Annotated in this window: 23 protein-coding genes; 9 read left to right on the top strand and 14 right to left on the bottom strand. The window is 71.3% G+C overall.

Annotated features, from left to right (window positions below; all coding sequences use genetic code 11):
* Positions 1 to 50: 50 nt before the first annotated feature.
* A complete protein-coding gene (locus tag AC1DIW_RS10350) occupies positions 51 to 449 on the bottom strand; it encodes an Rv2175c family DNA-binding protein (RefSeq protein ID WP_478107964.1) in 399 nt (132 codons plus the stop codon).
* 317 nt (positions 450 to 766) lie between these two features.
* Here AC1DIW_RS10350 and AC1DIW_RS10345 point away from each other — a divergent pair, with 317 nt between their 5' ends.
* The 3 genes from AC1DIW_RS10345 (at position 767) to AC1DIW_RS10335 (ending at position 4,685) form a co-directional block, all read left to right on the top strand.
* Positions 767 to 1,690 carry a LysM peptidoglycan-binding domain-containing protein gene (locus AC1DIW_RS10345; protein ID WP_442278265.1) on the top strand — a complete coding sequence of 308 codons (924 nt, stop codon included), beginning with the start codon at positions 767 to 769 and terminating at the stop codon, positions 1,688 to 1,690.
* 82 nt (positions 1,691 to 1,772) lie between these two features.
* The gene (pknB, locus tag AC1DIW_RS10340; protein ID WP_478107962.1) at positions 1,773 to 3,776 is read left to right on the top strand and encodes a Stk1 family PASTA domain-containing Ser/Thr kinase; all 2,004 of its coding nucleotides are present in this window, start codon (positions 1,773 to 1,775) and stop codon (positions 3,774 to 3,776) included.
* A 9-nt stretch (positions 3,777 to 3,785) separates the two neighbouring features.
* Positions 3,786 to 4,685, top strand: a complete 900-nt coding sequence (locus AC1DIW_RS10335; protein WP_442278267.1) for a DMT family transporter — start codon at positions 3,786 to 3,788, stop codon at positions 4,683 to 4,685.
* A 101-nt stretch (positions 4,686 to 4,786) separates the two neighbouring features.
* Here AC1DIW_RS10335 and AC1DIW_RS10330 read toward each other — a convergent pair whose 3' ends face one another.
* The 5 genes from AC1DIW_RS10330 to AC1DIW_RS10310 form a co-directional block, all read right to left on the bottom strand.
* Positions 4,787 to 5,851 carry a threonine aldolase family protein gene (locus tag AC1DIW_RS10330; RefSeq protein WP_478107960.1) on the bottom strand — a complete coding sequence of 355 codons (1,065 nt, stop codon included), beginning with the start codon at positions 5,849 to 5,851 and terminating at the stop codon, positions 4,787 to 4,789.
* Positions 5,852 to 5,854: 3 nt separating this feature from the next.
* A complete protein-coding gene (locus AC1DIW_RS10325) occupies positions 5,855 to 7,291 on the bottom strand; it encodes a class II 3-deoxy-7-phosphoheptulonate synthase (protein ID WP_478107958.1) in 1,437 nt (478 codons plus the stop codon).
* Between the two features lie 74 nt (positions 7,292 to 7,365).
* Positions 7,366 to 8,079, bottom strand: coding sequence for a response regulator (locus AC1DIW_RS10320; protein WP_478107956.1), 714 nt, complete (start codon positions 8,077 to 8,079; stop codon positions 7,366 to 7,368).
* On the bottom strand, positions 8,076 to 9,320 hold the full coding sequence (macS, locus tag AC1DIW_RS10315) for a MacS family sensor histidine kinase (protein ID WP_478107954.1): 1,245 nt from the start codon (positions 9,318 to 9,320) through the stop codon (positions 8,076 to 8,078). Before macS ends, AC1DIW_RS10320 begins: the two co-directional genes overlap by 4 nt.
* 4 nt (positions 9,321 to 9,324) lie before the next feature.
* Positions 9,325 to 10,200: a lysophospholipid acyltransferase family protein gene (locus tag AC1DIW_RS10310; RefSeq protein WP_442278272.1), complete on the bottom strand. Its 876-nt coding sequence runs from the start codon at positions 10,198 to 10,200 to the stop codon at positions 9,325 to 9,327.
* A gap of 176 nt (positions 10,201 to 10,376) precedes the next feature.
* On the opposite strand from AC1DIW_RS10310, the gene AC1DIW_RS10305 reads away from it, so the two are divergent.
* Positions 10,377 to 11,072, top strand: a complete 696-nt coding sequence (locus AC1DIW_RS10305) for a hypothetical protein (protein ID WP_478107952.1) — start codon at positions 10,377 to 10,379, stop codon at positions 11,070 to 11,072.
* A gap of 22 nt (positions 11,073 to 11,094) precedes the next feature.
* Here the strand turns inward: AC1DIW_RS10305 and AC1DIW_RS10300 are convergent, their stop codons facing one another.
* The 3 genes from AC1DIW_RS10300 to AC1DIW_RS10290 are packed head-to-tail and all read right to left on the bottom strand — an operon-like array spanning position 11,095 to position 12,983.
* Entirely contained in the window at positions 11,095 to 11,766 is a 672-nt protein-coding gene (locus AC1DIW_RS10300; RefSeq protein ID WP_478107950.1) for an endonuclease/exonuclease/phosphatase family protein, read from the bottom strand.
* 39 nt (positions 11,767 to 11,805) lie between these two features.
* Positions 11,806 to 12,774, bottom strand: coding sequence for an ROK family glucokinase (locus AC1DIW_RS10295; protein WP_478107948.1), 969 nt, complete (start codon positions 12,772 to 12,774; stop codon positions 11,806 to 11,808).
* Complete coding sequence (locus AC1DIW_RS10290; protein ID WP_478107946.1) at positions 12,771 to 12,983, bottom strand: hypothetical protein; 213 nt, start codon at positions 12,981 to 12,983, stop codon at positions 12,771 to 12,773. Before AC1DIW_RS10290 ends, AC1DIW_RS10295 begins: the two co-directional genes overlap by 4 nt.
* Positions 12,984 to 12,990: 7 nt before the next feature.
* Here AC1DIW_RS10290 and AC1DIW_RS10285 point away from each other — a divergent pair, with 7 nt between their 5' ends.
* Entirely contained in the window at positions 12,991 to 13,236 is a 246-nt protein-coding gene (locus AC1DIW_RS10285) for a hypothetical protein (RefSeq protein ID WP_478107944.1), read from the top strand.
* Positions 13,237 to 13,276: 40 nt separating this feature from the next.
* Here AC1DIW_RS10285 and AC1DIW_RS10280 read toward each other — a convergent pair whose 3' ends face one another.
* Positions 13,277 to 13,720, bottom strand: a complete 444-nt coding sequence (locus AC1DIW_RS10280) for an SRPBCC family protein (protein WP_442278278.1) — start codon at positions 13,718 to 13,720, stop codon at positions 13,277 to 13,279.
* A 216-nt stretch (positions 13,721 to 13,936) separates the two neighbouring features.
* Between AC1DIW_RS10280 and AC1DIW_RS10275 the strand changes: the two genes are divergently transcribed.
* Positions 13,937 to 15,727, top strand: coding sequence for an AMP-dependent synthetase/ligase (locus AC1DIW_RS10275; RefSeq protein WP_478107941.1), 1,791 nt, complete (start codon positions 13,937 to 13,939; stop codon positions 15,725 to 15,727).
* A gap of 4 nt (positions 15,728 to 15,731) precedes the next feature.
* Here the strand turns inward: AC1DIW_RS10275 and AC1DIW_RS10270 are convergent, their stop codons facing one another.
* The gene (locus AC1DIW_RS10270; protein WP_478107939.1) at positions 15,732 to 17,042 is read right to left on the bottom strand and encodes a hypothetical protein; all 1,311 of its coding nucleotides are present in this window, start codon (positions 17,040 to 17,042) and stop codon (positions 15,732 to 15,734) included.
* A 105-nt stretch (positions 17,043 to 17,147) separates the two neighbouring features.
* Positions 17,148 to 17,369: a hypothetical protein gene (locus tag AC1DIW_RS10265; RefSeq protein WP_478107938.1), complete on the bottom strand. Its 222-nt coding sequence runs from the start codon at positions 17,367 to 17,369 to the stop codon at positions 17,148 to 17,150.
* A 150-nt stretch (positions 17,370 to 17,519) separates the two neighbouring features.
* Here AC1DIW_RS10265 and AC1DIW_RS10260 point away from each other — a divergent pair, with 150 nt between their 5' ends.
* Positions 17,520 to 19,331: a DEDD exonuclease domain-containing protein gene (locus AC1DIW_RS10260; RefSeq protein ID WP_478107936.1), complete on the top strand. Its 1,812-nt coding sequence runs from the start codon at positions 17,520 to 17,522 to the stop codon at positions 19,329 to 19,331.
* Between the two features lie 20 nt (positions 19,332 to 19,351).
* Positions 19,352 to 19,636 carry an Lrp/AsnC family transcriptional regulator gene (locus tag AC1DIW_RS10255; protein WP_442278283.1) on the top strand — a complete coding sequence of 95 codons (285 nt, stop codon included), beginning with the start codon at positions 19,352 to 19,354 and terminating at the stop codon, positions 19,634 to 19,636.
* Positions 19,637 to 19,663: 27 nt separating this feature from the next.
* Here AC1DIW_RS10255 and trpD read toward each other — a convergent pair whose 3' ends face one another.
* Both trpD and AC1DIW_RS10245 read right to left on the bottom strand, forming a co-directional pair.
* Positions 19,664 to 20,713 carry an anthranilate phosphoribosyltransferase gene (gene trpD, locus AC1DIW_RS10250; RefSeq protein WP_442278284.1) on the bottom strand — a complete coding sequence of 350 codons (1,050 nt, stop codon included), beginning with the start codon at positions 20,711 to 20,713 and terminating at the stop codon, positions 19,664 to 19,666.
* A gap of 3 nt (positions 20,714 to 20,716) precedes the next feature.
* A complete protein-coding gene (locus AC1DIW_RS10245; protein WP_442278285.1) occupies positions 20,717 to 21,187 on the bottom strand; it encodes a PleD family two-component system response regulator in 471 nt (156 codons plus the stop codon).
* A 214-nt stretch (positions 21,188 to 21,401) separates the two neighbouring features.
* Here AC1DIW_RS10245 and ctaE point away from each other — a divergent pair, with 214 nt between their 5' ends.
* Positions 21,402 to 22,064, top strand: a complete 663-nt coding sequence (ctaE, locus tag AC1DIW_RS10240; RefSeq protein WP_442278286.1) for an aa3-type cytochrome oxidase subunit III — start codon at positions 21,402 to 21,404, stop codon at positions 22,062 to 22,064.
* The last annotated feature ends 10 nt before the right edge of the window (positions 22,065 to 22,074 follow it).

Here is a 22,074-nt window from a genome sequence, read left to right as displayed (position 1 = left end):
TCGGTCGCCTGGCCCGGGTCACCCAGGCAGGGGCAGCGTCGTCGGAGGTCTCAGAAGGCGAGCTCCTGCGCGCGGCGCCGGATCTCGGTCTTGTGTCCGGCCATCATCGCGTCGATGGGCGCGCCCTCGACGGGCAGCGTCTCGTCCGGGGTGTGCAGCCACTCGATGATCTCGTCGTCGTTCATGCCGCCGTCGGCGAGGACGGTGAAGGTGCCGCGCAGCTCGGGGCGGGGGCCGGTCTCGCCGAAGAACTTGGCGGGGATGGCGACGACGCGGCGGTCGCCGATGCGTGCGGCGAGGACCTCCCGGTCCGCGATGAGCTGGCGCACGCGGGACAGCGGCACGCCGAGCCGCCCAGCGGCGTCGGGCACGGTCAACCACGCCCCGACGAGCGACTCGAGGTCGCGGGTGGAGGACTCGACGGGCTGCAATTCAGGGGTCTCGCTCACGGTGCAAGAGTCTGCCACCGTGGGCGCCCGGCTCGCGAACTCCCTCGATCACCCCGCGGGCATCCACCCGTCCGGAACCGCCGACGCAGGTGGGCGGGGAACGACCAGGACGACGAATTACACTGGTGTATTTACGCTTTAGTTCACAACCGTGCGCTATGGTCACAGACGCCACATGGCTCACAAGCGTCACATTCCGCCCTAGAGCAAGCCCGCGGCTCCCGTGGAACCAGACCATCCCCGCCCTCGAATGCACCCTTCCGACCGCCCCTCCACGTCTCTCACTCAGCTCGGGCCCCAGGAAAGGACTCCCCCTCATGCCCTTCGCCGACGTCGCCGCGCTCGCGCTGCCCGCCCACGCCACCGTCGCTCCCGTGGCCGCCACGCCGTGGGAGACCGTCACGGTCCGCCCGGGCGACACGCTCTGGGACCTCGCCATCGCCCACCGTTCGACGATCCAGGCGATCGTCGAGAAGAACCAGCTCAGCGGCGGCGGCGCCCTGATCCAGCCCGGGCAGAAGCTGCTCGTCCCCGGCCCCGCGTCCTCCGCGTCCACGACGACTCCCGGTCCCGCCAAGCCGTCCGCGGGGGACGCCACCTACGTCGTGCGCGCCGGTGACACGATGGGCGCGCTCGCGCAGCGCTACGGGGTCTCCCTGACGAAACTGCTCTCGGCCAACAAGCTGGGCAGCTCCTCCTTCATCTACGTCGGGCAGAAGATCACCGTCCCGGGTGCGGGGTCCTCGGCCGAGAACACCCCGGCCCCGACTCCCCCGTCGGGCTACCAGTACCCCAGCAAGACGGCGCAGGCCGTCGCGGAGAGCACCGCGAAGCTCGCCGCCATGGACGTCCCCGGCCGCAGCGACATCACGGCCATGATCCGGGCGACGGCGACTCGCCACGGCGTGGACCCCAAGCTGGCGCTCGCCATCGCCTCGCTCGAGTCCGGATGCTCCCAGCGCGCCGTGTCCTACACCGACGCCGTCGGCGTCATGCAGCTCATGCCCGTCGCCGAGACGTGGGCCTCCGAGCTCGCGGGTCGCTCGCTCGACCGCTACGACACGCAGGACAACATCACCGGCGGCGTCCTGATCATCCGGGCCCTCCAGGCCAGCGCCGACTCGCGAGAGCAGGCCATCGCCGGTTACTACCAGGGCATCTACTCGGTCCGCACCAAGGGCCTGTACGACGACACGAAGAGCTACGTGGCCAACGTGCTCGCCATCTACGACCGCCTCTGAGCAGCGCGACCGCGGGCTCCTGGCCGTCCCGCCGCGGCCGGCCTGCACGGGATGAGTTGCGTCTGCCCGTAAACTGCCCTCCGTGACGTCCAGCGTGGCGGACGCCCTCGTCGGTCGGGTGATCGACGGCAGGTACCGCATCCTCTCCCACCTCGCAGACGGAGGCATGGCCTCCGTCTACGTGGCGCTCGACGGGCGCCTGGACCGCGAGGTGGCCCTGAAGATCATGCGGCCGGGCCTGGCCACCGACGCCGTCTTCGTGGAGCGGTTCCGCGCCGAGGCCCGGTCCGCCGCCCGCCTCAACCACCCCAACGTGGTGGCGGTCTTCGACCAGGGGGAGGACGCCGGCGAGGTCTTCCTGGCGATGGAGCTCATCGAGGGCAAGACCCTGCGCGACGTCATCCACGAGGAGTCGCCGCTGACGGCCCGAGAGTCGCTCGCCATCCTCGAGCCGATCCTGCTGGCGCTGCGGGCCGCGCACGCGGCCGGCATGATCCACCGCGACGTCAAGCCCGAGAACGTCATCGTGCGCCGTGACGGCGAGGTCAAGGTCGCCGACTTCGGCCTGGCCCGTGCCATCACCAACCAGGCCACGACCAGCCAGACCGGCGTCCTGCTGGGCACCGTCTCCTACCTCTCCCCCGAGCAGGTCGAGCGTGGCGTGGCCGACACGCGAAGCGACGTGTATGCCGCGGGCCTGCTGCTCTTCGAGATGCTCACCGGGCGCAAGGCCGTCACCGGCGGGACGCCGATCCAGATCGCGTACAACCACGTCCACGGCGGGGTGGTCGCCCCGTCGACGCTCGTGCCCGAGATCCCGGCTGCGCTCGACGACCTCGTGGCACGCGCCACGGCCGTCGAACCCGACGACCGCTTCGAGTCGGCGACGGCCTTCGTCACGGCCCTGCGCGAGGTCCGGCGCGGCCTGTCCCCCTCCGAGCTCGACCACCGCGGCGCCGCGGTGCCCGACCCCGACAGCACCGCGGCGCTGGCGCCCACCTCCGCGACGACGCGGCTGTCGACCGCCGACCGGTCATCCCGCTCCGGCGCGGCCGATGCTCGCCCGGAGACCCACCGCACGCACCCCACCGAGCTCGGTCGTTCCGCACTTGCTGGTCTGTCCCTCCACGACGATGACGACGGCCCACTCCTCGAGCACACCGCAGCCATGCCGATCGACCGCCACCACGGCCACGGCGCTCGACGCCGCTTGCCACTGTGGATCGCGGCGGCCCTCGTCGTTGCGGGCGCCGCGTTCGGCGGCTGGTGGTTCACGGCCGGCCCGGGCGGCTCGACCGTCGTGCCGGCGGTCGTCGGCCAGCAGATCTCGCAGGCTGAAGGCGCGATGCGGCAGGCCTCCCTCTCGGTCGACACCACCGGCGAGTTCTCCGAGGTCAAGGCCAAGGGCGTCGTGCTGCGGGTCGAGCCGACCGCAGGCAGCGAGCTCGGCAAGCGCTCGACCGTGCGCCTCGTGGTGTCCAAGGGCCAGGAACGGTATGCCGTCCCCAACCTCGTCGGGCTCAAGGCCGGAGACCTCGGGTCTGCGCTCTCGCCACTGACGCTCCGGCTCGGGGAGCAGTCGCAGGCCTGGAGCGAGACGGTACCCGCAGGGGTCGTCGTCTCCCAGGACCCGCCCTCGAACGCGTCGGTCAAGCGCGCCACCGCCGTGTCCGTGGTCGTCTCCAAGGGACGAGAGCCGATCGAGGTGCCCACCGTCACCCGCACGGCATTGGACGCAGCGTCGGCGGCCATCACCAAGGCCGGCCTCACGGTCCAGCGCGGCCAGGACGTCAACAGCGACACCGTCCCCGCCGGGCAGGTCGTCTCGCAGTCACCCGAGAGCGGCACGCTGCACCGAGGCGACGCCGTGAAGCTCGTCGTGTCCAAGGGGCCGGTCATGGTGCAGGTGCCCAACGTCGTCGCCCGCTCGTCCGGAGACGCGGAGAAGGTGCTGACCGACCTCGGCTTCACGGTCAAGAGGGAGACGGGGCTGCTCGGAGCCGTTCTCGACCTCGTCCAGAGCCAGAGCGTCAAGGGCGGCCAGTCCGCGCCCAAGGGCAGCACGATCGTCCTGACCATCGTCTGAGCCCGCCTCGTGACACCGTCGGCGCGCACGCGTCTCGCCACGCTGCTGCTCGTAGCCCTGACGGCGGTCTGGGGCTCGACGTTCTTCCTCATCCGCGACCTCGTCCAGGCCGTCCCACCGGTCGACTTCCTCGCGGTCCGCTTCACCCTCTCCGCCGTCGTCATGCTGATGATCTTCTGGCGACCGGTTCGCGCCCTCAGTCGTCGGCAGGTCCTCGTCGGTATGGGACTCGGCGCTCTCTACGGACTGGCCCAGATCTTCCAGACCCAGGGACTCGCGACGACACCAGCCTCCGTGTCGGGCTTCGTCACGGGAACCTACGTCGTGCTCACACCCGTCTTCACCGCCGTGCTGCTGCGCGAGCGCGTGCCTGGGTCGACCTGGGCCGCGGTGGGACTCGCGACCGGGGGTCTCGCACTCCTGTCCCTCAACGGCCTGTCGGTCGGTGTCGGCGAGGCGATCACCCTCCTGGCGGCCGCCCTCTACGCGCTGCACATCGTGGGACTGGGCCGTCACAGCGCCTCCGAGATCGCGACCGGGCTGTCCGTCGTGCAGATGCTCGTCATCGCGGTGCTCTGCATCGTCGGGGCCCTCCCCGGCGGTGTCGTCCTGCCGAGCACCCCCGCACAGTGGGGCACGGTGCTCTACATGGTGGTCTTCGCGAGCATCCTCGCCCTGTGGGTGCAGACGTGGGCGCAGGCGCACATGCCGGCCACCCGGGCCGCGATCATCATGACGGTCGAACCGGTCTTCGCCGCGTCCTTCGCCGTGACGCTCGGCGACGAGACCGCAACCTTGCGCATGGTCCTCGGTGGAGCCCTCGTGCTCACGGCGATGTTTGCCGTCGAGCTCCTGGCTCGCAGACGCCCGGGCGAGCTGCCCGCCGAGGTCCTCCACCACGAGGTCTGACCGGCCCCACGCACAACAACTCCACCCGGGCGGAGCCAGCGCAGCCCGAACCTCCCCCTACCGCACCACAACTCCACCCGGGCGGAGCTGGCGTCGTGTGTTCAGGCGGCGGGTGCCGAACGCAGGAGCGCGGTGAGGACGTCGACCGCGACGTCGGTGCCGGCGTCGTCGACGTCGAGGTGCCAGACGAGGCGCACGGCACCCGGCCCCACGGCATACGTCCTCACCCCGGCGGCGAGGGCGGCGTCGACGAAAGCTGCGGCGGTCCAACCCACCGCGGCCACGTCGACGATGACGATGTTGGTCTCGACCGTCGCGAGGTCGACGGAGCCGGGAGCCGCCTCGGCCATCGCCTGGGCCGCCCGTCGGGCACGGGCGTGGTCGTCGGCGAGGCGGTCGACATTGTGGTCGAGCGCGAAAAGACCTGCGGCAGCAAGGATCCCGGCCTGGCGCATGCCACCGCCGAAGCGCTTGCGCCAGATCCGCGACTCGGCCATGGCGTCGGCCGAGCCGACGAGGACGCTCCCCACCGGGGCGCCGAGGCCCTTGCTGAGGCAGATCGAGACGGTGTCGAACTCCCGTCCGTAGTCGCTGACCGGCACGCCCGAGGCGACGTGGGCGTTGAAGAGCCGCGCACCGTCGAGGTGCATCGCGACGCCACGCTCACGCGTCAGCTCGCGCGCCCGACGGATCTCTTCGAGGGACTGCACCGTGCCGCCGCCGAAGTTGTGGGTGTTCTCGACGATCACGAGCGACGTGCACACCTGGTAGGGGCCGACGCCGGTGATCATGAGCGATGCGGCGTCATCGGCACGGAACCGCCCGCGCTCGGACACCCAGGTGCGCGACGAGATGCCCGAGAGGACGGCGGCCGCGCCGAGCTCGGCCCGGACGACATGGGCGAGGGAGTCGCCGATGAGCTCCTCCCCCGGCTTCACGTGCAGCCGCACCCCGAGCTGGTTGGCCATCGAGCCGGACGGGGTGAAGAGCCCGGCTTCGTGTCCGAGCATCGCGGCAACGCGTTCCTCGAGGGCGCGCAGCGTCGGGTCCTCACCGAAGACGTCGTCACCGACCTCGGCCCGCGCCATCGCCTCGCGCATGGCCTCGCTCGGCCGGGTCAGGGTGTCGCTGAGCAGGTCCGCCTTGAACGGGCTCGTCGCCACCACCGGTCAGGCCTGGCCGAGCATCTCGGCAACGAGGAAGGCGAGCTCGAGCGACTGCTGGTGGTTCAGCCGCGGGTCGCAGACCGACTCGTAGCGCTTCTCGAGGTCGGAGTCGATGATCTTCTCCGCGCCGCCGAGGCACTCGGTGACGTCGTTGCCGGTCAGCTCCACGTGGATGCCGCCGGGGATCGTGCCGAGTGACTGGTGCACCTCGAAGAAGCCACGGACCTCCTCGACGATGTCCTCGAAGTCACGCGTCTTGTAGCCCGAGGGGCTCTCGAACGTGTTGCCGTGCATGGGGTCGCAGATCCACGTGACCGTGGCACCGGAGGACGTGACCTTGTCGACGAGAGCCGGCAGGGCGTCCCGGATCGTGCCGGCCCCCATCCGCGTGATGAAGGTGAGGCGCCCCGGTGTGCGGTTGGGGTCGACCTTGTCGATGAGCCGCAGGACCTCGTCGATGTCGGCCTTGGGGCCGAGCTTCACACCGATCGGGTTGCTGATCCGCGAGACGAAGTCGACGTGCGCGCCGTCGAGCTGGCGGGTGCGCTCCCCGACCCACACGAAGTGGCCCGAGGTGTCGTAGAGGCGACCGGAACGGGAGTCGATGCGCGTCAGCGGGCGCTCGTAGTCGAGCAGCAGCGCCTCGTGCGCGGCGTAGAACTCCACCGTGCGCATGGCGTCGAAGTCGGCCCCACAGGCCCACATGAAGCGCATCGCCTTGTCGATGTCCTTGGCGATCTTCTCGTAGCGCTGGTTGGCCGAGTTCGCGACGAAGCCGCGGTTCCAGTCGTGGACGTGCCGCAGGTCGGCGAATCCACCTGTCGTGAAGGCACGCACGAGGTTCAGCGTCGCCGAGCTCGCGTGGTAGGCGCGGACGAGCCGCTGCGGGTCGGGGATGCGGGCGGTCTCGTGGAAGGCGAAGTCGTTGACCATGTCGCCACGGAAGGCGGGCAACGTGACGCCCTCACGGGTCTCGACGGTCGAGCTGCGGGGCTTGGCGTACTGCCCCGCCATGCGCCCGATCTTGATGACGGGCACGGACGCGCCGTAGGTCAGCACCGCGGCCATCTGCAAGATCGTCTTGATGCGGTCGCGGATGTTGTCGGCGGTGGCGGACGCGAAGGTCTCGGCGCAGTCGCCACCCTGGAGGACGAAGGCCTCGCCGACGGCGGCCTTGGCCATGCGGTCGGTGAGGATGTCGCACTCGCCCGCGAAGACGAGCGGCGGATACGAGGCGAGGGTCTCGATCACCTCGGCCAGGGCAGCCGTGTCGGGCCAGGCAGGCTGCTGCTGGGCCTCGAGCTCGGCGGCCGCGGCCGTGAGGGCAGCGAGGGCCTCGGACCCGTCATCGGGTTCGAGGCCGGCATCGGCGGAGACGGTCCTCGTGTTCACCCCGTCAGCGTAGACGTCGCTGTGGGGCGCCCCCGTCCGGGTCCGCATCCCGAAACCTTCCGCTCCCTGGGTGGTCACGTGGGAGATCACCGACGACGTATGCCGTCCGCCGCGGTCACGGGTCAGGTCGGGTCCGCGAGGTCGAGGCCACGCTCCATCGCGAAACGCACGAGCTCCACGCGGTTGTGCATCTGCAGCTTGCCGAAGATGTTCTGCACGTGGTTCTGCACGGTGCGGTGCGACAGGAAGAGCATCGCGGCGATCTCCTTGTAGCCCATGCCTGTCGCGACGTACTTGAGGATCTCGGTCTCGCGGTCGGTGAGCTGGGGAACCGGTCGCTCGGAGCCGCCACCGCCGGCGGCCTTGACGCGCCGGAACTCGCCGAGCACGAGTCCGGCCAGACCCGCGGCGAAGACCGGCTCGCCGGCGGCGGTCGCACGCACGGCTTCGAGGAACTCCTCGCGGCCGGCCGACTTCACGAGGTAGCCGAGGGCTCCCGCCTTGACCGCGTCGAGGACGTCCTGGTGGTCGCCGCTCGCCGAGAGGATGAGGATCCGCGTCGGGACCTGCGCGGCCGCGAGGGCCGCGCACACCTGGGCGCCGGTGAGCCCCGGCAAGTTGAGGTCGAGGACGAGCACGTCCGGTGCAGTGGCTCGGGTGCGGGCCACGGCCGAACGGCCGTCGTCTGCCGTCGCCAGGACCTCGAACCCGGCGTCGGCGAGGTCGCGCGCCACGGCGTCGCGCCACATCGGGTGGTCGTCCGCGACGACGACGCGGATGTGCTCGGGCGGCACGCCGGTCCCCCGCTGCGGCATGGCGTCCTGCTGCTCCGTCACGATGCTCCTCGTCCCTGGGTCCGGACGCCCGCATCGCTGGCGGCGCGAACCTCCGGTTGCCGACCATGGTGTCGGCTGGTCAGCCGCGCCACCCGGGGATGCGGGATCCTCAGCTCCACGGTCGTGCCGCCGCCGGGACCGGAAGCGACCGTCGCCGTGCCGCCGAGATCCGCGAGTCGACCGAGGATGCTCGACGAGACCCCGAGGCGACCCTGGGTGACCGCCTCGTCGAGGCGACCGGCCGGCACGCCCCGCCCGGAGTCGCGAATCGTCACCGCCACCTCGTCGCCGGCGTCGTCGAGCAGAACCCAGGCGCGGGCGTCGTCACCGGCGTGCTGGCGCACGTTGTCGAGGGCCGCCTCCACGGCGGCGACGACCTCGTCGGCCACCCGTCGCGGCAGGAGGACCGCGTCGGCGGGCGAGACGAGCTGCACCCCTTCGCCCTCGACATGGCGCAGCAGTCCCCGCAGGTCCGCGTCGCCGCTGATGGCGCGACCGACCTCCTCGAGGTCGGCCATGCTCACGAGCGTGCGCAGGATCCGCTCCTGCTCGCCGGCCATGGCGCCGAGCCGGGCCGTCTCACCCCCGAGGTCACTGGCCCGACGGTGGATGAACGCGAGCGTCTGCAGCACGCCGTCGTGGACGGTCCGGGCCAGACGGTCACGCTCGGCGCGAGCGGCGTCGAGCCGCATTGCCTCGGCGAGCGCCGCGTGGCTCGAGCGGGCGAGGTCGACGCAGTGGCCGATGCACCCACCGAGCAGGAGCCCGAAGATCGAGTTCGTGACCGTGTTGGGGGTCGGCTCGACCACCTCGACGAAGGAGCACGCCGCGACGATCGACGCAGCAGCGACTCCACCGCGCCAGCCGCGGAGCACCGCGAACCCGACAATGGCGGCCGTCGGCCAGATCGAGGGAATGGTCTTGGCGCCCGCCGTGATGACCCCGGGGTCGTCGACGAGGCGGGTGGCGAGAATCGCGGAACACCCGATGACGAGCTCGACCGTGTAGGCCCGGACCGTGCGCATCGGCCGGAGGGTCACCGTCAGGGTCCAGGCGGCCAGGACACCGAGGACCGCGACGCCCAGGGCGAGGTGCGCGATCTGGCCGTGGCGCTCCCACACCGACCATGCGGCATACGCGAGGGCGAGCCAGCGGAAGACGTCGATGCCACGCCACAGTCCGCGGACGATGACGTGCTCGTCGTCCAGGACCGCGTTCGTCGACGCGGGGACGGCCGCCATGACGTCAGGACGCCGCCACGACAGGCGCGTCGCCGTCGTCGTCCTCGTCGGTCCGTTCCGTGCCGACGGACCCGTCACCCTCGGCCGCGGCCGTCGACGAGCGGGCCCTGCCCTCGGCGGCGTCGAGCGCCGCCTCGAGCTCGGGTGCAGCGCTACCGGGCTTGGCTGCCTCCTGCAGCTCGCGGGCCTTGGCCCGAGCCGCGGAGACGAGACGGTCCTTCATCGAGGTGGCGTACATGTCGACGTACTCCTGGCCCGACAGGAGCATCAGCTCGTACATGATCTCGTCGGTGATCGACCGCAGGACGAACCGGTCGTCCTCCATGCCCTCGTAGCGGGAGAAGTCGAGCGGCTTGCCCATCCGGACACCGACCCGCATGACCCGCGGGATGACCTTGCCCGTCGGTTGGGCCTTGTCGGTGCCGATCATGGCGACCGGGATGACCTTCACCTTGCCCTCGAGGGCCATCCGGGCGACGCCGGTGCGGCCGCGGTAGAGGCGGCCGTCGGGCGAGCGCGTGCCCTCGGGGTAGATGCCGAGCAGGTCGCCGCGCCGGAGGACCTTGAGCCCGGAGCTCAGCGCGGCATTGCTCGCCTTGCCGCCCGACCGGTCGACGGGCAGCTGCCCGACCCCGCGGAAGAAGGCAGCAGTCAGCCGGCCCTTGATGCCACGTCCCGTGAAGTAGTCGCTCTTGGCGAGGAACGTGACGCGTCGGGAGACCACGAGCGGCAGGAAGATCGAGTCGGAGAAGGACAGGTGGTTGCTCGCGAAGATCGCGGCCCCCTCCTCGGGGATGTGCTCCTCGCCCTCCACCCACGGACGGAAGACGAGCCTGACGATCGGCCCGATGACGATCGTCTTGAGGAACCAGTAGAACAACCGTGTCCGCCTTCCGCTTGTGACGGCTCGAACTCTACGACACTCGCGCCCGCACAGCGGGGCATGCGAGGATCAAGGGATTCAGTCGCCTCCCGTGAGGAGCCCATCGTGACGGTCCTTCCCGGCGCCGCAGTCGGCTCCGGTCTGCGCGCGCGACGGACCCGGACGCCCCGGCCATGAGCGACCGCGACCTCGACGCGGAGTTCGCGCGCATCATCGCAGGCTGGGACGACGAGGCCCCCGACCCGCAGTCCCAGGGCGTCGGCGGCGCGGTGCGGACGGACAACCAGGAGCCGCCGGACGAGGCAGTCACGCCGCACGGTCCGGACGCCTCGTCGCCCGGTGCTGAACCAGAGGGCTCTCAGTCGGAGCGACCTGAACTCGACCCTGGGCTCGAGCGCCCTGAGCCCGAGCAGCCTCACCCTGAGCATTCCGAGCTTGAGCAGCCCGAGCGCCCGGAGGGCGTGACCGGCAGCGACCCCGCGGCGCCGCCCCAGCACCCCGCTGCCGGGGCAGCCGGGCCGTCCAGCGCGTCCGGCCTGCTGGAGGTGCCGATCGCGCCGACGACGTCACACGCCTGGCGTGGCAGCACTCCCCCGCGCGACGAGGTCCACGACGTGGCGGACGACGACCACTTCGTCCCGCCGTCGGAGATCGACCTCCCCTCGGCCGAGACCGACCCGATGTTCTGGGCCATCGTCGGCGGCCTCGCCGGCGGCCCGCTGCTGCTGCTCTACGTCCTCTTCTTCGACCGCGACGGCAGTGGCTGGTGGGTCGTGACCGCCGTGACGATGCTCGTCGTCGGCTTCGTGCTGCTCGTCCTGCGCGGCGGCAACGAGCGCGACCCCTTCGACGACGGCACCCGGGTCTAGGGCGGCGTCTTCCGGGGGCGGGTCAGCCGGCGCGTGGTGTCAGGTCGAGGTCGACCCAGACCGGGCGGTGGTCCGATCCCGCCCTGAGGTCGGCCTCGGCGACACGGACCTCGGGTCCCCGGGCGAGCCTGAGACCCCGTCCTGCGAATACCGCGTCCAGGGCGACGGTCGGGAGCCGAGCCGGGAAGGTCGGCACGCCGTTCGACGCCAGGGGCAGGCGGCCGGCGATGAGGTCGTAGGCCGCTGCCCCGGCCTCCTCGTTGAGGTCCCCTGCCACGATGGCCCGGTCGCCCAGACCCTCGAGCACCACCGATGCGTGGCGCAGCCGTTCAGGCGCCCGCAGTCCGAGGTGCACGCTGACGACGGTGACGGGAGGCAGGCCGGGGCCGTCGCCCGCGAGCGAGACGGTCGCGGCGGCATACCCCCGCGTCCGATCGGGGAAGCGGACCGGAAGGCGACACCGGTGCACGCCGTGGACGACCACTCTCGGCGCGGTCAGGACCGCCGTCCCGCCGGTGCCGAGACGGCCACGGTTCCAGCGCAGGCGACAGGCGCGGGCGAAGGGCGGCAGCCGGAACTCGGTCGTGAGCCGGCGCGGCACCTCCTGCAGGCACAGCACGTCGGGGTCCACGGCGCGCACCACCCTGGCGGCTGCGGCGCGGTCGTCCAGCAGGTCGTGCAGGTTGTACGTCATGACCCGCAGCACGTGCCGAGGGCGCGCCGCGCACACGACTCAGCGGCCGGCGCGCGCCAGCTCGGCGGCCCCGATGAGGCCGGCGTCACTGCCGAGCACGGCGCGCACGATGCGCGCCTCGGGGCGGTAGCCGCGGCCGGGCAGCTGGCGCCGGAAGGCCTCGCGGGCGGGGCCGATGAGCATCTCGTCGGCTGCGCTGACACCACCGCCGATGACGAAGAGGCCGGGGTCGAAGGCGGCGGCGAGGTTCGCCAGCCCGATGCCCAGCCACTCACCGATGTCGGCGAGCAGCTCACGCGCCGTGGGATCACCCTCACGGGCGGCCTCGGTGATGAACGGGCCCGTCAGGGCGTTGGCGTCGCCGCCGAGACGGACCAGCAGGTCGGCCACGACGGGCGACCCGGCCTCGATCATCGCCCGGGCCTCGCGCACGAGGGCATTGCCGCTGGCGTACTGCTCCCAGCAGCCGCGGTTGCCGCACTCGCAGCGGATGCCCGCGGGCATGATCTGCATGTGGCCGAACTCGCCGGCGATGCCGTGCCGCCCGCGCTGGACGTCGCCATCGATGATGAGCGCGCCACCGATGCCCGTGCCGAGGGTGATGACGACGACGTGCGACTCGCCGCGAGCAGCGCCGAAGCAGGCCTCGGCCCAGGCCGCCGCGTTGGCGTCGTTGTCGACGGTGATCGGCAGCTCGATGCGCTGCGACAGGGCGTCGCGCAGCGGCTCGTTGCGCCAGGACAGGTGCGGCGCGAAGACGACGGTGGCGCGGTCCTCCGCGACGAAACCGGCGGCGCCGATCCCCACGGCGACGACGTCGTCGGGATCGACCTGGCGCAGCAGCTCCTCCACCGACTCGACGATGGTGTTCTCGACGACGCTGGGCGACGTCGAGCGGTGCGGGGTGTCACGACGGGTGCGGTGGGTGATGGTGCCCGTCTCGTCGACGACGCCGCCGGCGACCTTGGTGCCGCCGATGTCGATGCCGATGGCGAGTCGCCTGCTCATGCGGGGTCTCCGGGTGGGGGCCTGTCGGTGCTGGTGTCGCTGGTGTCGGTGGTCTCGGTGGTGTCGGTGGTGTCGCTGCCGGTGTCCGCGCCGGTGCCGGGCTCGGCCCGTCGCTCGCGCTGCGCCGTGGCCAGGTCGCGGAGCGCGGTGGCTGCGAAGCCGACGAAGTCGGCGACCTTGTCGATGGTGTCCGGGTTGACCTGCTGCACGAACGCGATGAGCTGGCAGACCGGGCACACCCGGCACGCGGCAGGCGTGGTGCCTCCGCAGGTGCACGCCCCTGGTCGTCCCTCCGACCTGCTGTCCGACCTGCTGTCCGACCTGCTGTCCGCGGGTCCGCGCGACGGCATGTCCGAAGCGCCCGACCGGCTGCGTTGCGAGAGCAGGTCGATGAGCAGCGCGGCCTCTTCGGCGACGCTGCCGAGGCGCGCGGATCCGGTCCCGGCCGCCGGCTCGGGCTGATCTGGTGCCGTGTCAGGACCGTCGCTCAGGGTCACGTCGGTCAGGCCTCGACGCGCTTCTTCAGCTCCTTGAGCGCAGTGTCGACGATGACCTTCTCCGCCTTGCGCTTGAGCAGCCCGATCATGGGGATCTTGACGTCGACCGCGAGCCGGTAGGTCACCTTCGTGCCTGCGCCGTCGGACGCCAGGGTGTACGAGCCGTTCATCGCCTTGAGGACCTGCGCCGAGACGAGCGACCACGAGACGACGCCCGTGCCGTCCTCCACGACGTCCCACTCGTAGTCGAGGACGTAGGTGTCCTTGATGGCGCCGGCGTCGAGCGTGAACTGGACCTGGTCGGCCCAGCCGTCACCCTCCTCGGCGAGCACGGCGACCTCCTTCACCTCGCCCGCCCACTCGGGGTAGGCCTCGAAGTCCGCGATGACGTCGAGGACCTCGCCGGGAGGGGCGTCGATGACGATGGAGGACTCGGTGCGATCGGGCATGCGCCGAAGGCTATCGCGTCGGGTGTGCGCTGACGCTGCTTGTCCTGGGCGGCTGCTGTCGCGCGTGGGCTGCGTGCCACGATGGAGGGGGTGGCAGTCTTGCGCAGCAGGGACGCACCCCGACCCGGGGCACGCCCGGCGCCACGTTGAGGTGGTCGGAGCGGTTACCGCTCGGTAAGGTGCAGCCCAGGTACCACCCCGCGATCAGGAGTGACAGTGAAGGACAACGTCGTCGCACCACTTGCCCCCGTCACGACGGAGGGAAGCCTTGCGGACCTCCCCGTGCGCAACGCCAGGGAGAACGCGAGCGAGACCGCGTTCTCGCGCAAGACCCCCTCCGGCGGCTGGACGCACGTGACGTGGGCGCAGTTCGCCGACGACGTCGCGGCCGTGGCCCGTGGGCTCATGGCCGCGGGCCTCACGCCCGGCGACCGGGTGGCGCTCATGTCGCGCACGCGCTACGAGTGGACCCTCGTCGACTTCGCCGCGTGGAGTGCGGGCGCCGTCGTCGTGCCGATCTACGAGACCTCCTCGGCCGAGCAGGTGCAGTGGATCCTCTCCGACTCGGACGCGCACCTCGTCATCGTCGAGACCGATGCCCACCGCTCCACCGTCGACCAGGTCCGGGGCGACCTGTCGTCACTTCGCGACGTCATCACCATCAACGACGGTGGCCTCGACGCGCTGCGCGAGAAGGGCAGGGAGATCCCGGACGCCGACCTGGCCGCCCGCCGTGCCGGCCTCGACCGGGGGTCGGTGGCAACGATCATCTACACCTCGGGAACGACGGGACGGCCCAAGGGGTGCGAGCTGACCCACGGCAACTTCCTCGACCTCGCGGAGAACGCCATCGAGAAGCTCGGCCAGGTGGTGCTGACCGACAACGCATCGACGCTGCTCTTCCTCCCGCTGGCCCACGTCTTCGCGCGCTTCATCGAGGTGCTCTGCGTCGCGGGCAAGGCACGCATGGGCCACTCGGCGGACATCAAGACCCTCCTCGACGACTTCGCCGGCTTCCAGCCGACCTTCGTGCTCGCCGTCCCGCGCGTCTTCGAGAAGATCTTCAACTCGGCCGAGGCCAAGGCGTCCGCCGAGGGCAAGGGGAAGATCTTCCTCCGCGCCGCGACCGTCGCGATCGCCTACAGCGAGGCGCTCGACTCGGGAGGCCCCGGTCCGGGGCTCCGAATCCAGCACGCCGTCTTCGACCGTCTCGTCTACGGCAAGCTGCGCGCCGCCATGGGGGGGCACGTGCGCTACGCCGTGTCGGGCGGTGCGCCACTCGGCACGCGCCTCGGCCACTTCTACCGCGGCATCGGGGTCGTCATCCTCGAGGGCTACGGCCTCACGGAGACCACGGCTCCCGTGGCCGTGAACACCCCGGACAAGATCAAGATCGGCACGGTCGGGCCGCCGCTGCCCGGCACCGGCATCCGGATCGCCGACGACGGTGAGATCCTGCTCAAGGGCGTCGGCGTCTTCACCAGCTACCACGACAACCCGACGGCGACGGCCGACGCCATCGTCGACGGCTGGTTCCACACCGGCGACCTCGGCGAGATGGACGACGACGGCTACCTGCGGATCACCGGTCGCAAGAAGGAGATCCTCGTGACGGCGGGCGGCAAGAACGTCGCCCCCGCGGTGCTGGAGGACCGCCTGCGCGCGCATCCCCTCGTCTCGCAGTGCATCGTCGTCGGCGACCAGAAGCCCTTCGTCGCCGTCCTCGTGACTCTCGACGAGGAGATGTGGCCGCTCTGGGCCAAGACCCACGGCATCGAGGGCGTCTCGCTCGAGCAGGCCCGCACCCATCCGAAGGTGCTCGAAGCGCTCCAGGAGGCCGTTGACCGGGCCAACGACGCGGTCTCCAAGGCCGAGTCCATCCGGAAGTTCGTCGTGCTCTCCGGCGACTTCACCGAGGCGAACGGCTACCTCACGCCGTCCCTCAAGCTCAAGCGCAACGTCGTCATGAAGGACTTCGGCGACGAGGTGGAGAAGCTCTACGCCTGACGACTCAGGGCAGCAGGTCTCGGCGGATGCGCGCCTGCCATGCCTGCAGCAGTGCCGACCGCGTGGAGCCCATGACGGATCCCAACGCGTCGTCGACGGCGGCCTCGCGGTCGTCGAGCTGCGAGGTCGGCAGCACCAGCCCGCCCGCGGCCGCACGGTAGAGACGGACCACGGCCGGCGTCCCGTAGCGGTCTGCCAGGGTGCGCAGCGCCAGCAGTGAGAGGCCGTATGCCGCCGGGAGCGCGTGGGTGCCGGGGTCGAAGTCCGTGTCGGCGGGCAGAGTCTCCGGCAGACCCAACGACCGGACCCGGTCGAGCGCCGGGGCGACGATGGTCGCCTCGGGAAGATGGATGGGCTGGTACGCGACGAGCTCGGCGAAACCCTCGGACAGCCAGACGGGGACGCTGCGCGTCGTCGCAGCCCTGACCGTCACATGGGTCAGCTCGTGGGTCATGACGACGTCGCGGCCGTCGGGGCGTAGCGAGCTCCACGCTCCGGGAACGAGGACGATCCGGTCCGCCCCGGCATGCTCCCCGGGGGTCAGCGGTCCGTCCGTGGCGGCCGCCACCCCCGCAAGGTCGTCGGCGGAGCGACCAAGCAGTCGTGCGGCGTCGGCGTCGGTGGCGGGGGCGACCCAGACGGCCGGTCTGGCCTCGCCCCACACGGCAGCGACACGCGACTCGGCCGTGCGCGCGCGACGCACCACTTCTTCGACACGGTCCGCGGTGCCGACCGCGAGCACGAGCGACGTGGCTTCCCTGCGGACGACGAGTCCAGGCAGGTCCCAGGGTTGCGGGCGCCCTGACGGCGCCGAGGCGGTGATGACGAGATCGGTCGGCCGCGCCGGGTCAGCCTTGAAGGTGAGGTCGAGGTCGAAGGATCGGGGAGTCGTGTCGAAGCCGAGAAGCCTGTAGGTGAGGCTTGCCTTCACATCCCACTCGACCTGGGTGCCGCGCGGGGCGGGCACGGGAGGGGTCGTCTCGCGCACCATGACAAGGCGCAGATCACCGGCCCCCATCGCTCCCATGCGCTCGAAGACAGCGGCCTGGGTGGTGCGCAGGCGGCCTGACGCGGGCCCGCTGAGCGCTGCAAGCCAGCCGGTCTCGTCCCGGCGGCCGAGGTCGGCGACACGGGCCTCGAGCACCGCCGTCACCGCGCGGGCCCGGGCGTCGGCCCACACCCCGGGGTCGACATCGGTCGTCGCAGGCCGGGAGGAGTACGGGCTCGACGCAGCTGGAGCGACAGGGAGGGTGGCGGGAGCCAGGGGCGCCCCGCCAGCGGTGCAGGCACCAAGGCCCACGGCGGTCGCCGTCACGAGAACCACTGCAGCGGTCACCCGACGGGAGACACGATGGTTCGGGCTGCGCACCGCGACATCGTGTCATGGGCCCCCGTGAACGGCCTTCAATGACGACGCCGGTCAGACCGCCCGGCGGCCTCGGTGGTGCGACGCGTGCTCGGCCGGCTCGAGCTGGGCCCGGGCCGCGTTGGCCGTGCCTGTCGAGACGAGCCCGGCGGCGAGAAAGGCCGACACCGCCCGTCGCTCGGCACGGTCGAGCGGTGCTGTCACGGCCTCCCCCCGGTCGACGTCACGTCCGGACACAGCCGTCCGGAGTGGTATCTCGTTCAGGGCGGTCACCATGCAGTCAGCGCAGTGGACGTCCCGCACCGGGCAGGTCTGGCAGTCGACGAGCATCATCTCGGTCCAACCCTTCGTCTCTCATGCGATCTGTCGTGAAAGACGCTAGGTGCACCCACCGACAGCGTCGGGGGACGCCGCGCCTCCCCGGCGTTGTCGGCGCACCGGCATACCGTCAGGGTCGTGCAAGCCATCCAGTCCACGTTCGACGACCTCGGCACCCCCCTCGCCGGAGTCACGTTCGTCGTCGTGGACCTCGAGACGACCGGGGGCACCCCGGCACAGTGCGGCATCACCGAGATCGGCGCCGTCAAGGTGCGCGGCGGTGAGCTGCTCGGGGAGTTCCAGACCCTCGTCAACCCTGCTGAGCCCATCCCGGCGTTCATCTCCGTCCTCACCGGCATCACCGACTCCATGGTCCGCGACGCGCCGCGCATCGACAGCGCGCTGCCCGCCTTCCTCGAGTTCGCGGCCGGCAGCGTCCTCGTGGCGCACAACGCCGGCTTCGACATCGGGTTCCTCAAGGCGGCCGCCGCACGCACGGGTCTGAGGTGGCCGGGATTCCCGGTCCTGGACACCCTCCAGCTGGCGCGCCAGCTCGTGGTGCGGGACGAGTCGCCGAACCATCGGCTGTCCTCGCTCGCCCAGGTCTTCGGTTCACCGACCACCCCCGACCACCGGGCGCTGCACGATGCCCGCGCCACCGTCGACGTGCTGCACGGCCTCATGGAGCGCGTCGGCAATCTCGGAGTCCACACCCTCGAGGAGCTCTCGAGCTACAGCTCCCGGGTCACGCCGTCGCAGCGACGCAAGCGGTTCCTCGCCGACCCCCTGCCCAGTGCTCCCGGGGTCTATCTCTTCAAGGACGGCAGCGACCGCGTTCTCTACGTCGGCACGAGCCGTGACATCCGCACTCGCGTGCGCAGCTACTTCACCGCGTCCGAGCAGCGCAGCCGGATGGCCGAGATGGTGCGGCTCGCCCACGTGGTCCACCCGATCGTGTGCCAGACCTCGCTCGAGGCGCAGGTCCGTGAGCTGCGGCTCATCGACGAGCACAAGCCCCGCTTCAACCGGCGGTCGAAGAACGGCCGCAAGGTCATGTGGGTCAAGCTCACCCAGGAACGCTTCCCCCGACTGTCGATCGTCAAGCAGGTGAGGGACGACGACGCCCACTACATCGGGCCGTTCCGGTCCCGGGTCACCGCGCAGTCGGCCATCGACGCGGTCCACGAGGTCGTGCCGCTGCGCCAGTGCACCGGTCGCCTCACCGGACGCGGCACCGCCTGCGCGCTCGCCGACATGGGCCGCTGCGGCGCGCCGTGCACCGGGGCGCAGTCCGAGGGTGACTACGCCGTCGTCGTCGACGAGTGCCGCGCCATCTTCACCGGCAACGCCCGGCCGAGCGCAGACCTGCTCCGTGCGCGACTCGAGGAGCTCGCCTCGCAGGAGCGCTTCGAGGACGCGGCGCGGGTGCGCGACCGCTTCCTGCAGCTCGTGCGAGGTGCGGCGCGTGCCCAGCGGCTCGCGCCGCTCGTGCGCTCCCCCGAGATCGTCGGGGCCCGTCGCAGCGACCTCGGGGGCTGGGAGCTCGTCTCCATACGCCACGGTCGCCTGGCCGCCACCGCGGTGAGCCCGCGAGGAGCCGACCCGATGCAATACGTCCGCTCGATGCAGGCCACGGCAGAGGTTGTGCCGCCCTCCACTCCCGAGCGTCCGTCCGCGCTCACCGAGGAGACCGAGATCCTGCTGCGCTGGCTCGAGGCTCCGGGCGTGCGCATCGTCGAGCTCGACGGGACGTGGACCTGCCCAGTGGGTGGCGCCGGCTCGGTGCGCAGCGAGCTCGAACCCGCCGTCGCATCGGCCCACGACGTCGTCGGCTTCGACAACGACGTGCCCCACTCGCGACCCGGTCCCGGACGCGGGGGCGCCGCTGGTCACGGCGGCGGCCTGCGCCGCGTCGGATGAGGCCCGGCTAAGGTGTCACCGTGATCACCGCCATCGTCATGATCAGCTGCGAGGTCGACCGCATCCCGGAGGTGGCGGAGGCCGTCGCCGACATCCCGGCCGTGTCCGAGGTCTATTCGGTGACCGGGGACACCGACCTCATCGCCATGGTGCGGGTCAAGGCGCACGAGGAGTTCGCCGACGTCATCGCCGACCAGCTGAACAAGGTGGAGGGCATCGTCGGCACGTCGACGCACATCGCCTTCCGCACCTACTCCTCGCACGACCTCGAGGCAGCCTTCAGCCTGGGCCTCGAGGGCGACTGACCCTCATCCCGGCGGCGCCGCGACGCTTCAGCGGCGCGTCGCGGTCACCCAGCGTTCGACGAGGCCCGTGGCCGCGCCGCTGTCGATGGCCTCTGCCGCAACCGCCATGCCAGCGCGCAGGTCGGCGTCGAAGTCCGCCTCCGACGGTCCGGAGTCCGGCCGGGTCAGAGCGAGGGCGATGCCGGCGTTGAGCAGCACGGCGTCGCGCACCGCGCCCGTGGCCCCCGCAAAGACGTCACGCACGACGTCGGCGTTGTGCGCGGCGTCGCCGCCGCGCAGGTCCTCGACGGGGTGCAGCCGGAGACCGAGCCGCTCCGGGTCGACGGAACGCTCCCTGACGGCCCCGCCCCGGACCCACCACACGTGCGTCGTCGTCGACACCGTGACCTCGTCGAGGCCGTCGTCGCCACGGAAGACCGCGGCATCCTTGCCCCGGTCGGCGAAGACGCCCGCCAGGAGCGGGGCCATGCGGGCGTCCGCACAACCCACGGCGGCATACGTCGGCTGGGCCGGGTTGGTCAGCGGGCCGAGGAAGTTGAATGCCGTCCCGACGCCGAGGTCACGACGTGGCACGGCGGTGTGGCGGAAGGACGGATGGAAGGTCTGGGCGAAGCAGAACGTGATGCCGGCCTCCGAGGCCACCTCCACGACGCGCTCGGGCGGCAGCGACAGGTCGACACCCAGGGCCTCGAGCACGTCGGCAGAGCCCGACGACGACGAGGCGGCACGGTTGCCGTGCTTGACCAGGCGGACTCCCGCAGCCGCAGCCACCATCGCGGACATCGTCGAGATGTTCACGGTGTGGGCGCGGTCGCCCCCCGTACCGACGATGTCGAGACTGGGGCCCGGGACCTCGATCCGCCGCGCATGCGCGAGCATCTGCTCCGCCAGGCCCCGCATCTCGTCGATGCTCTCGCCCTTGGCGCGCAGCCCGATGAGAAACCCCGCCACCTGGGAGGGCGTGGCCTCTCCGTCCATGATCTGGGCCATGGCCCACTCGGCCGTCGCCCGGTCGAGGTCACGGCCGGCGATGAGGTCGCTGAGCAGTGCAGGCCAGGTCGTCGTGTCCGGCGCCATGCGTCAGGCCGTCGGCACGCCCGAACGCGCGAGCGTGGCGACGGCCGACGTCAGCGCGATCGGGTCGAGCGGGTGCGGGACGGCCAGGTCGGCCTGGGACCAGGCGGCGAGCCAGCTGTCCTGCGGGCGACCGGTGAGCACGATGATCGGGGGGCACTCGAAGATCTCGTTCTTCAGCTGGCGGGCCAGTCCCAGGCCGCCGACCTTGGCCGCCTCTCCGTCGAGGACGAGGATGTCGAAGCGCTCGGACTCGACCGAGCTGATCACGGCGTCAGCCGTCGCGCACTCGTGCCAGCGGACCACCTCGACGTCGCGCGCGGGCCGGCGACCGACCGCTGCGCGCACCGCGTCGCGGGTCGTGAAGTCGTCGCTGTAGAGCAGCACGCTCACCTTAGCCACCGGCCGCTGCGACCCGCTCGCCGTCGCGATGTCGGTCGAGGTGCCCTGCGCTGCGCTGTCGTTCGAGGCGGTCATGCGCCCGATGCTACCGGGCCGTGGGAGGCTCGCCGCACGGACCTCCCCACCCGCGAGCGGGCCGTGGAGGGCACCGTGGGAAGGTGGTTCCGGACGGCCTGCAGCACGGCTGTTCAGGGTTCGTGTCGGAATGGTCACGAATCCTCTACACCCGCGCGAGAAACGGCCTTGCAGCGGGGGGTCCCTCGCGCAGCCGGACAGGAATGTGGGAATAATGTCCAACGTGGCGACAGCATCGGCAGTTCCTTCAAGCGCAGTAGCGAGCCCGGCCCATCACGGTCCGGCGACCCGCCCGAACATGGTTGCCGTCGGCACCATCGTGTGGCTCTCCAGCGAGCTCATGTTCTTCGCGGGGCTCTTCGCGATCTACTTCCAGCTCCGCTCGGTCCGCGGAGACCTCTGGGCGACGCACACCGAGAAGCTGAACCTGCCGTTCGCGAGCGTCAACTGCCTCGTGCTCGTCATCTCCTCCGTGTGGTGCCAGCTCGGCGTCTGGAAGGCCGAGCGCGGCCAGAAGGCACGGACCGGTCGGCTCTTCGACCTCAAGAGCTGGGGCATGCGCGAGTGGTACGTCCTCACCTACCTCTTCGGCGCCTTCTTCATCTCCGGCCAGGTCATGGAGTACTCCGAGCTCACCCGCGACAACATCACCTTGAGCTCCGACGCGTACGGCTCCATCTTCTACATGGCGACCGGCTTCCACGGCCTCCACGTGACGGGTGGCCTCATCGCCTTCCTGCTCATCATCGCGCGCACGTTCACGACGCGTCGCTACACCCACGCGAACGCCACCGGCGCCGTCGTGACGTCGTACTACTGGCACTTCGTCGACGTCGTGTGGATCGCGCTCTTCGCGACCATCTACATCCTGCGCTGACTTCCGGCAT

The organism is Terrabacter sp. 01T434, from assembly GCF_056398545.1.
Note: the sequence above shows the minus strand (reverse complement) of the source record. Positions and strands in the feature narration are given on the sequence as shown.

Coding starts and splice junctions, on each gene's coding strand:
- AC1DIW_RS10345 (WP_442278265.1), top strand. CDS start 767: ATGCCCTTCGCCGACGTCGCCGCGCTCGCGCTGCCCGCCCACGCCACC.
- AC1DIW_RS10325 (WP_478107958.1), bottom strand. CDS start 7,291: ATGCGGACCCGGACGGGGGCGCCCCACAGCGACGTCTACGCTGACGGG.
- macS (WP_478107954.1), bottom strand. CDS start 9,320: ATGGCGGCCGTCCCCGCGTCGACGAACGCGGTCCTGGACGACGAGCAC.
- AC1DIW_RS10305 (WP_478107952.1), top strand. CDS start 10,377: ATGAGCGACCGCGACCTCGACGCGGAGTTCGCGCGCATCATCGCAGGC.
- AC1DIW_RS10300 (WP_478107950.1), bottom strand. CDS start 11,766: ATGACGTACAACCTGCACGACCTGCTGGACGACCGCGCCGCAGCCGCC.
- AC1DIW_RS10295 (WP_478107948.1), bottom strand. CDS start 12,774: ATGAGCAGGCGACTCGCCATCGGCATCGACATCGGCGGCACCAAGGTC.
- AC1DIW_RS10285 (WP_478107944.1), top strand. CDS start 12,991: ATGAGCTGGCAGACCGGGCACACCCGGCACGCGGCAGGCGTGGTGCCT.
- AC1DIW_RS10280 (WP_442278278.1), bottom strand. CDS start 13,720: ATGCCCGATCGCACCGAGTCCTCCATCGTCATCGACGCCCCTCCCGGC.
- AC1DIW_RS10265 (WP_478107938.1), bottom strand. CDS start 17,369: ATGGTGACCGCCCTGAACGAGATACCACTCCGGACGGCTGTGTCCGGA.
- trpD (WP_442278284.1), bottom strand. CDS start 20,713: ATGGCGCCGGACACGACGACCTGGCCTGCACTGCTCAGCGACCTCATC.
- AC1DIW_RS10245 (WP_442278285.1), bottom strand. CDS start 21,187: ATGACCGCCTCGAACGACAGCGCAGCGCAGGGCACCTCGACCGACATC.
- ctaE (WP_442278286.1), top strand. CDS start 21,402: ATGTCCAACGTGGCGACAGCATCGGCAGTTCCTTCAAGCGCAGTAGCG.